Below are 8,294 nucleotides of genomic sequence, written 5' to 3'. Positions count from 1 at the left end.
CGCTGCCAACGGGAAGCCAAGTACCTGCACCCCGCCGTTGCGATTCAACGCAGACCGAATCCCACCAGCGACGGGCAACGCGCCACCAGCAGGTGTCCAATAGATGTCAAGTTTGCTGAACTGCTGAATCGCGCCCTGAGCGTAATAGAACTCTTCTGTCGTGGCATAGCCAACTTGCGAGAGTCCCCCAAACCGAAGGTATGCGCTGCGGATTCCGCCACGAACGTCTCTCGTTCCGACACCGGGGCCCCACGTAACCGTGCCTTTGCCGAATTCCTGAGCAGAGCTATTCCCCACCGCTATTTCGTCGGCCTTCGGAAGCCCAAAGGCATCGATCCCGCCGCCCTTTCGATAGTGAGACCACATCCCCGCAACCACAGCAATAGAGCTACCGTTCCAATAGATCCGTCCGTTCTGAAAATCTTGGTATGGAACCCCGCTCACTGCACTTTCGGGAGCAGTTGGGAACCCGAGTCTCCCTGTGGCTTCTCCGCGCGCACGATAGCCGCTGAGCACCCCTCCGAAGACTGGAAATGCGCCCGCCTGAGGATGCCAATACAGCACCGCTTTTTCTAGCTTCTGATAGATTCCTCCACCTATCGCGACCGAGTTCTGGGTGGGTACGCCCAGGGATCCGTTCAGCGAGTTATAGAGCGTAGCAAAACGTGCGTCCAGAACAATCGCGGAATTGCCGAACCACTGAGTGTAATAGTTGTAGAAGTTCCGATTCCCGTAGCTGGAGCAGGCATCGCCGGTTCCCCAACCCGCATTTAGCGCGGCTTGGTTAGGACGGTAGGGCGTATAGATGTACAGCGCGGCGGTTGCCCAATTCTCAATTCGAACCTGTGAAGTTCCGCACCCCGCGTTGGGATGCCACTGGATCGTGTTCGTCTGAAACGGCTTATAGCGGTAGCTATCGGGGAATGCGCGGTAGACTTTGTACTGCCAGGCAGCTCGATAGACCTGCTTCGCAAATCCCCCTTGCGCTGGGTCGCATGCCGCAGAGCCTCCAGGACCTGTGTCGGGGCAGGCATATCCCATCGCCATGAAATACTGGTTTTCGTTGGGCCAGGGATCAGAGACCAAGCTTTGCTCTTTGTCCAACAGGACTAGAAGAACCTTAGGGCTGATCCCACAGGCCTTTCCTACTCTTGAGATCACCGACGCCGCAGACTCATTTTGCACCGCGCTTATTCCCGCGCAATACGCGTTGGCTGGTTGGGCCGTTGTGCTGATTGTGTAGTCCTTCAGACATTTGGATGCCAATTTCGTGGGCCCTCCCCACATCACCGGCTTCCCCACTTCATAGCCTGGCCGACCAAGCCAACAGGTGGGGACTCGCGCGTTCAGAAACTGCTGAACTTCACTTACTGTCATTGACGAACCATCGTAAAAGTTTGCGTCAGAAATAATGTTTCCCGCTTGGAAGCCGTCAGAGGGCCCGGCTGCGTAAACTGGCGGTGGGGGTGCAATGAAGCCCAACACGAGTGCGATAGTACCCAATAGCACTGCTACGACCCGGCGCATGTAGACTCCATCCATCGCTGAAAACACTTCGCTGTCACGTCGACCGCTCACCAGCACTTTGCGGCTGGACGTTTGCATCAACTTTCATTCATTAGTTGAACCTTCAGAGAGTCTACGTGATCACGCGGTTTTGCCACAGTTCGATTGCCATGACGCTTCACCAGCAGGGGAACTAAGAGAGTTTGCAGGAAGTTCATTGCCACTCGATCCACAGCTAGAGGACGAAAGGATAGACTTGTTCCCGTGGACGCACATGCGATTCTGGACGATCCAGATTTCAGAAAACCTGGCTCAGACAGAGGGCTGCTCGGCATCTTTCGGCACTACCACTTGCTGACGTTGCTCCTTAAGAAGGGCATCACGACTCGGTATCACGGTTCTGCTCTCGGGTGGGTATGGTCCTACATCAGGCCCGCAGCGCAATTCTTGATGTACTACATTGTGGTGGGCATCCTCATGGGCGGGCGGGGCGACATCACCCTCTTTCCTATTTACCTATTCTCTGGAATTGTTGCCGTCAACCTTTTCAGTGAGACCCTCCGAAACACAACCAGCGCAATCACGGATAACAAGGCCCTCGTAAAGAAGATCTACCTGCCACGAGCTCTGTTTCCGCTGGCAGCACTCGGAGTCGGACTGATCCACTTCCTCCCCCAAGCGGTACTCCTATTCGTTGTCGCTTTGATTTTTGGGTGGTCGTTTGGCTGGGTACCGCTTCTGGCCTTCATCGCAGGCGTGCTCCTGATTCTTATATTTTCGCTCGGCCTCGGCCTTTTCTTCGGTTCTATCAACGTCGCCTATCGAGACGCACGCAACTTCGTAGATCTCATTCTCATGTTTGCCACATGGGCTTCGCCTGTTCTTTACACTTGGGAGTTGGTGCAAACCCACGCCCCTGCGTGGCTCTATCACATCTATATGGTCAACCCGATGACAGCCGCCGTAGAGTTGTTCCACACAGCGTTCTGGGTACCGATCGCACCAGCTGATGCACGTCCAAGCCATCTCCTGATTCAGACACTCATTGCGGCCGCAATCGCCCTACTAACGCTCCTTATCGGCCAGATCACCTTCAGAAAATTGGAGGGCTCCTTTGCTCAGCACCTCTAGCGAGTCTGTGAAGCCAGTCATTGTCTTCAACGACGTCAGCAAGACTTTCGACATCAAGCACGCTCAGTCGTTCAAGCAAGCTTTTATCTCTGCGGTCAAACGCCAGGAGTCAACGACTCACTTCAACGCCGTAGAAAGAGTGAGTTTCGAAGTCCCACAAGGCCAATCCGTTGCCCTCATGGGAAGGAACGGCTCGGGAAAGTCAACAACCCTCAAATTGTTGTCAGGCGTGATGGACCCTGACGCCGGATGGATCCGCACTCGTGGCAGAATTGCCGGGCTACTTGAAGTGGGTGCTGGGTTCCACCCAGATCTTACGGGCCGTGAGAATGTCTACTTGAATGCAGCGATTTTGGGCATGAGCAGGGCAGAAACCGATGCACGGTTTGAAGAGATACTCAATTTCTCTGAGATCGGCGAGTTCATCGACACTGAAGTCAAGAGATACTCCTCAGGCATGTACTCGCGCCTTGGTTTCTCGGTAGCTGTGCACACAGAGCTCGATACCTTATTAGTCGATGAAGTGCTTTCTGTAGGTGACGCTGAGTTCCGAAAAAAGTGCGAGCAGCGCATGCTCGAACTACAAGCTCAGGGAAAGACTATGTTTATCGTCAGCCACAATGCCGCCCAGGTTCGGAAGCTCTGCGAGCGTGGCATAGTACTTGACCATGGACGAGTAGTTTTCGATGGACCAATCGACGAAGCCATTGTCCATCTACAAGCGAACACCGAGACTGTGACGACGGCATTCCCCGTTGTAGGCCACATATACGATTACTATGCCAATAACCCTGCAATCTTCGGTGCGCCCACCGGGCCGCAACAAGAAGCTCGCGGCGTGACGCCCGGAGTCTACCAAGAATTTGAAAAGGGCCTGATTACGAGCTACGTTCCCGGAGATGGTGGCGGGCCGTTGACAGTGGGACTCGGCCGTGGGCACTTTTTACCGGTCTACCTCAAACACGGCGGACCAAATGGCGAGTGGGGACTCATGCGTTCTACACCCCAAGGGATGCTGGAGAACTACGAGGCTCGTACGATGGAATTCACCAACGGGACAGCAGTGTTTACTCTAGACGAGGGGCTTCATTTCAAGCCGAAGCAGTGACATAGCGGGCAGACCAGTCAACACCCCTACCCCTTCTCCCCAGGCAGCCCCGACCCCACAAACCTCCGAAAGAGCACGCGCTTCACAGAGGCCGGCAACAGTCTGTACACGCCCTTTACAACGACGTTGCGCAGGTACTCGCCCCGGGTGACGAAGCCGATGCGCAGCATCTCGCGCTGCAGCGCCCACTCGGTTTTGGCCTCTTGCCAGCCGCCGCGGCGGGCGAAGGCGCCAGCACCGACGCGGTATTTCACGAGCGGCGCCGCGATGTTCTCGACGCGCGCGCCAGAGGCGATGAGGCGCACGCCGAGCCAGTAGTCTTCCATCTTGCCGAACGGTTCGTACCGCCCGACGGCGTCGAGCGCGGCGACCCGGTACACCATTGTCGGGTGGTTGAAGGGGTTATGGGTGCGCGCGTGGTTGCGGATCCGCGCCGCTCCCGTCGGCGGCACCCGCTCCGACACCGCGACCGCCGGGTCTGTCTCGAATTCGACCATGCCGGCGCCGACGAGGTCGTACCCCGCTTCGATGAGCTCGAGCTGCTGGGCGAAGCGCTCGGGCACCGACACGTCGTCTGCGTCCATGCGGGCGACGATGGGGTAGGCGCAGGCGTCGAGGCCCGCGTTGAGGGCGTGCGTGAGCCCGCGGTTCTCTGCCAGCTGCACGACGCGCACCGGGATCGGGCTGTCGCGCACGATGCGATCGAGCTCGGCGGCGAGCTGAGCCGGCACCGGCCCGTCTTGCACGATGATGGCCTCGCTCGGCCGTAGCGTCTGGTCGTCGACCGAGCTCGAGAAGGCGAGCCGCAGAAACGACGGGTCGTCGCCGGCGTAGACGGGCAGCAGCAGCGAGAATTCGGGGGCATTCACCATAACTCCATCAGCTTAGCCGGGTGCCACGCACGGGTCACCACCGCGCGCGGGCGCAGCGAACTGCGGCCCGAGAGCCGTGAGCGGAACGACGCTCGCGCCTACGCCCGCCGCTCCGCCTTCTCGAGCCGCTCGATCTCGATCATCACGTCGACGGGCACGCCGGTGTCGCGCAGCACGTCGCGGGTCGAGCGCGGGTTCGTGCGCGTGCCATCGCGCCAGCCGCGCTTCAGGCAGTCGCGCAGCTGCGCACGGTCGCTCGACGCCCTAAAGGTGCGCAGCCAGCGCCTGAGGCTCGCACCGAAGTAGAGAAACTTCTCCCAGCCGTAGAGCGCGTCGGAGCGCCGAAACACCCACAGCTTGTTGCGCACCTCAAAGAAGAAGCGCGGGCCGGGGTCGGCGTCGCTCGAACCCCGCTTCGCGGTCTTGTGCGTCACCACCGACGCCGGGGTGAACAGCCCACGCGCGCCGCGCAACAGGCGGGCGGAGTACTCGAAGTCATCGTTCCACAGGAAGTAGTCGGCGAGCGGCAGCCCGAGCTCGCGCACGCGCGAGGCACGCAAGAAGGCCGACACGAATGAGATCGAGCGAATCTCCATCGCGCCGACTGCAGCTGCGCGCTCGCGCTCGGCGCGGCCCGCACGAATCTTCGCCTTGGGGGTGTTCATGGGGTGGTCTTCGCCGTCAGTCCAAACGACGCGCGAGCCCATCACGGCGAGGTCGTCTCGGCCGCTGGCCCGGTATCGTTCGTGCGTCGCGAGGGCACCGGCGAGCGCGTCGGCGCCTGGCACGGTGTCGTCGTCCATCACCCACACCCAGTCGGTGTCTTCGTCGACGACGGCCGCGGCGATGCCAACGGCGAAGCCGCCCGCTCCCCCGGTGTTCTTCTCGAGTTTGATGAGCCTGGCGCGGTCGCCCCACGCGGCGAGCCGCTCCTCGGCGACCTCGATCGACCCGTCAGTCGAGGCGTTGTCGACGACAACAAGCCGGTCGACCGAGCGCGATTGGGCGGCGAGTGCGTCGAGCGCCTCACCCACCAACTCGCGCCTGTTATAGGCGACCAGAACTGCCGTGACCCGCATGACCACCCTTTCGTTGCACGTGAAACCCGCCCTAGTCTAACGGGCGCGGCTACTGTGAATCTGCCTCGGGCTGGGGGCTCGCGGCCGCAACGCCCTCGGCCACGAGCGCGTAGATGTCGTCGTAGATCGGAGCCTCGGGGTCGATCGCCGGGGGCACGAGCTCAACGTTCACCGGGGTGTAGCCGCGCGCCTTCCCGGCAAGGTCGACGAAGCGGCCGAGCATCGAATCAGGGATGTCGGTCTTCACGAGCTGCGAGCCGGCTGCCGCGATCTCCTGGAAGCGCAGCAGCACGTTGGCGGGGTTCATCTGCGCGAGAATCGCAGCCTGAAGGTCGCGCTGGCGCTGCATGCGATCGTAGTCACCGTTCATCGAGCCGTAGCGCGAGCGGGCGAACCACTGCGCGTGCCAGCCGTCGAGGTGCTGCTCGCCCGGGTCGATCCACTCGTCGACGTTCACGAGTTCGCCCGTGTACTCGTCGATCGACCCGCCGATGGGCAGCGGCTCGGGCACCGTGACGGTGACGCCGCCGAGCGCGTCGATAATGTTCGAGAACGCGTCCATGTTCAGCAGCACATAGAACTGCGGGTCGATGCCCGTCGCGCCCTGCACCGCGTCTTTCGTGGCCTCGATGCCGGGCGAGGAGCCCTGCGCTTCGGCGTCTGGGTAGAGCCCGGCGTACATGTCGGGGAAATCCTCAACCTCGGTGTACACGGCATTGAGGTAGCACGTCGTGTAGCAGCCGCCCCAGTCACCAAATGCGTTCGGGGCGACGCCGAAGCCGTTCGGGTGAACCGTGCTCATCGGCGACTCTGCGGGGAATGGCATCTCGATAAGCTCGCGCGGCAGGCCGATAATCACCGACTGGCCGGTCTTCGCGTCGATGCTCACGAGCGAAATCGAATCGGGGCGGATCCCCTCGCGGTCAGAGCCCGCGTCGGTGCCGAGCAGCAAGATGTTATAGCGACCGTCGATCGGAGCCACGGCCGGAGCGCCGACGAAGATGCTGCCAATCGCACCGCGGCCGGTGCCGATGAGCGAGGAGGCCCAGGCCGCACCGGCCACGGGCACGAGGGTGAGCACGACAGACAGCATCGCGACGGGCACCCGCCACGAGGGCTTCACCCGCACAAGCTTTGTGAGTCTGAGCGTGTCGATGCCGAACGCGAGCCACATCAGCGCAAGGCCGAGCACGAGCCACTGCAGCACGAACAAGACGATGCTGTTCGTGAGAATCGACAGCGTCGTCGAGCGCGCAAACACGAGACCAGCGAGCGCGACGAGCGCGACGAGCACCGCGGTGAGCGTCACACCGATACCAAAGCGCCCGAGCCGCTTGTTGCCCGCGAGCACCTGGGCGCTCCCGGGGAGCAGAAAGCCGAGCACCACGAGCCACCTCGCCCGCTTGGTCATCAGCGGCGGAGAGGAGAGATCAGGGGTGCGGATCGGCCGTTCGAGGTCGTAGCCGAGGCTTACGCTCATGCACCGTACCCATCAGGGTTGGCAGATTGCCATGCCCAGGAGTCGCGGCACGCGTCGGCGAGCGAACGGGTCGTCTGCCACGCGAGCTCGCGGTTCGCCTTCTCGGGGTTCGCGACGGTCTCGGCGACGTCGCCGCCGCGCGCCGGTACGACCTCGTACGGAATCTCGCGCCCGGCGGCCTCGCCGAAGGCCCGCACGACCTCGAGCACGCTTGAGCCCGTACCCGAGCCGAGGTTGTAGGTCGTCACGCCGCTCGTCATGCGCTCGAGCGCCGCGGCGTGGCCCTCGGCGAGATCCATCACGTGAATGTAGTCGCGCACGCCGGTGCCGTCGGGCGTCAGGTAGCTGTCACCAAACACCGCGAGCTTCTCCCGCTTGCCGACAGCGACCTGCGCGATGAACGGCATGAGGTTGTTCGGAATGCCCGTCGGATCCTCCCCAATGCGACCAGACGGGTGCGCGCCCACGGGGTTGAAGTAGCGCAGCAGCACCGCCTCGAGCTCGGGCCACGACACCTGCGCGTCGCGAATAATCTGCTCGATCATCGCCTTCGACCACCCGTACGGGTTCGTGAGCCCCACCCCGGTCGGGTGCGCTTCGTCTTGCGGCACGTACTGCGGGTCGCCGTAGACAGTGGCGCTTGAGCTGAATACGAGCCTCGTGATGCCGCGCTCGCGCATGATGTCGAGCAGATTCAACGTCGAATCGATGTTCACCCGGTAGTAGCGGGTGGGCTGCGCAACAGACTCGCCGACGGCCTTGAGCCCGGCGAAGTGCACGACGGCGTCGACGTCGAGGCCGGCAAAAGCTTCGCCGGCCGCGGCGCGGTCGGCCAGATCCGCCTCGATAACGGGAATCGAGCGACCCGTGAGCTCCTCAACGCGCCGCACGGCCTCACGGCTGCTGTTCGAGAAGTCATCGAGCACGACGACCTCGTGGCCGCGTTCGAGGAGCACAAGGGCAGTGTGGGAGCCGATGTAACCGGCGCCTCCGGTGAGCAGAACACGCATAGAACGAGGCTACTTCACCCTTCCAGTGAGAACCATGCGGCACTCCGAGAATTCACAGGGCGCGCCGTGCGGCGAACTACAATTCGTGCACCATAGAATGACTTGAGT

7 protein-coding genes are annotated in these 8,294 nt (G+C 61.7%); 2 read left to right on the top strand and 5 right to left on the bottom strand.

The features are described 5' to 3' along the window. Positions 1–1,086, bottom strand: a 1,086-nt coding sequence (locus ABD115_RS01615; RefSeq protein WP_425560052.1) for an LGFP repeat-containing protein, incomplete at its 3' end; no start/stop codon positions are given. A gap of 684 nt (positions 1,087–1,770) precedes the next feature. On the opposite strand from ABD115_RS01615, the gene ABD115_RS01610 reads away from it, so the two are divergent. Beyond that, positions 1,771–2,637: an ABC transporter permease gene (locus ABD115_RS01610; RefSeq protein ID WP_343957500.1), complete on the top strand. Its 867-nt coding sequence runs from the start codon at positions 1,771–1,773 to the stop codon at positions 2,635–2,637. 7 nt (positions 2,638–2,644) lie between these two features. Further along, positions 2,645–3,745, top strand: coding sequence for an ATP-binding cassette domain-containing protein (locus ABD115_RS01605; RefSeq protein ID WP_343957498.1), 1,101 nt, complete (start codon positions 2,645–2,647; stop codon positions 3,743–3,745). A gap of 26 nt (positions 3,746–3,771) precedes the next feature. On the opposite strand, the gene ABD115_RS01600 is transcribed toward ABD115_RS01605, so the two are convergent. From ABD115_RS01600 to galE, 4 genes are all read right to left on the bottom strand, one after another. Next, positions 3,772–4,614: a glycosyltransferase gene (locus ABD115_RS01600; RefSeq protein WP_343957496.1), complete on the bottom strand. Its 843-nt coding sequence runs from the start codon at positions 4,612–4,614 to the stop codon at positions 3,772–3,774. A gap of 101 nt (positions 4,615–4,715) precedes the next feature. Continuing rightward, the gene (locus ABD115_RS01595) at positions 4,716–5,696 is read right to left on the bottom strand and encodes a glycosyltransferase (RefSeq protein ID WP_343957494.1); all 981 of its coding nucleotides are present in this window, start codon (positions 5,694–5,696) and stop codon (positions 4,716–4,718) included. A gap of 49 nt (positions 5,697–5,745) precedes the next feature. Further along, a complete protein-coding gene (locus ABD115_RS01590) occupies positions 5,746–7,176 on the bottom strand; it encodes an LCP family protein (protein WP_343957492.1) in 1,431 nt (476 codons plus the stop codon). Continuing rightward, on the bottom strand, positions 7,173–8,186 hold the full coding sequence (gene galE / locus ABD115_RS01585) for a UDP-glucose 4-epimerase GalE (RefSeq protein ID WP_343957490.1): 1,014 nt from the start codon (positions 8,184–8,186) through the stop codon (positions 7,173–7,175). Before galE ends, ABD115_RS01590 begins: the two co-directional genes overlap by 4 nt. Positions 8,187–8,294: the final 108 nt, after the last annotated feature.

The sequence above is a fragment of the Leucobacter albus genome, from assembly GCF_039528015.1.
Classification (GTDB): domain Bacteria; phylum Actinomycetota; class Actinomycetes; order Actinomycetales; family Microbacteriaceae; genus Leucobacter; species Leucobacter albus.
The sequence above is the reverse complement of the archived record's forward strand: the minus strand, read 5'-3'. Positions and strand labels throughout refer to the sequence as shown.

Bases quoted from the DNA above. Each gene is read 5' to 3' on its own strand.
- ABD115_RS01595 (WP_343957494.1), bottom strand. From the start codon at position 5,696: ATGCGGGTCACGGCAGTTCTGGTCGCCTATAACAGGCGCGAGTTGGTG.
- galE (WP_343957490.1), bottom strand. From the start codon at position 8,186: ATGCGTGTTCTGCTCACCGGAGGCGCCGGTTACATCGGCTCCCACACT.
- ABD115_RS01590 (WP_343957492.1), bottom strand. From the start codon at position 7,176: ATGAGCGTAAGCCTCGGCTACGACCTCGAACGGCCGATCCGCACCCCT.